Consider the following 1067-nt stretch of genomic DNA (forward strand, 5'->3'; position numbering starts at 1 on the left):
AATTAAGGAAAAAATAAACTTATAGGATAGATAATAAATTCCATATAGAGGTGGATTCATATGCCTAAAATTGACAATATACTAGCAATTCTATGGATGCTTAGTTCAGGTGAAAAAATTACTGCAAAACAAATTTCAGAAAAGTTAGAGATGAATATAAGGACTGTGTATCGTTATATTGATACACTTTCAACAAGTGGTGTACCTATAATTTCAGACACAGGACATAACGGTGGATACACTTTATTGAACAATTTTATTGAAGCTCCTCTTTTTTTTGATTTTGAGGAGCAAACCTCACTATTTCACGCTGCTGTTTTTGCAGAAGAAGCCGGATATTATGGAGGTGAAGCACTAAATAGGGCTATTTCAAAGCTAAGCAAATATTCAAATCAAGAGCAGGAAACAAAGATAAACCAACATTTAACCAGTCTTGAAGTAATAAGTCGATTAAGTTCCCTCTCTATGGAACCTTTCTTGAAGGAGTTGGAGCAGGCCGTAGCTGATGGATACTCTACTAAAATTCTATACCATAAAAGTGGCGAAGAGCAATCAAAGTATAGATTGGTTGATCCGTACAGAATTATTTATTGGAATAATAAGTGGTATGTGATTGGATTTTGTCATCTTAGGAATGATATTCGTAGTTTTAGAGTAGATCGAATTGAAAGTCTAATGCTAACCGAAAATAAGTTTAACCGGCCAGAAAATTTTTCAGCACGTGACTTTTTTATGAAAAACCTCCTTCCAACTATAGAAGATAAGGAAGGGATTATCCCTTTGGTTATTAATGGAAACGCAAGGGCGTTGGGTGATATTTGCCAACATTGGTTTTTAGGACATTATTTACAAGAACGGACATCAAATCAAGCAGTATTTCTTCTTGAAAAAAATATGATACATACATATGTACCTTATTTACTTTTACCGTACGGTAAATCTATTCAAGTTATTGAGCCAATAAGTCTTAAGAAAAGACTTATTGAAGTTCTGTCGGAATTAATAAAATTTCATCAAGTATGATAACTTCCCTGACGTTAGCTGTCAGGGAAGTTATATTATAATAG

General features: G+C 33.3%; 1 protein-coding gene. It reads left to right on the forward strand.

All coding sequences use genetic code 11. From position 1 onward, the window contains the following. Positions 1-60 precede the first annotated feature (60 nt). On the forward strand, positions 61-1023 hold the full coding sequence (locus V7149_RS23825; RefSeq protein ID WP_053477974.1) for a helix-turn-helix transcriptional regulator: 963 nt from the start codon (positions 61-63) through the stop codon (positions 1021-1023). The last annotated feature ends 44 nt before the right edge of the window (positions 1024-1067 follow it).

The sequence above is a fragment of the Bacillus sp. JJ1503 genome (assembly GCF_036965125.1).
In the GTDB taxonomy this organism is placed as follows: domain Bacteria; phylum Bacillota; class Bacilli; order Bacillales; family Cytobacillaceae; genus Cytobacillus.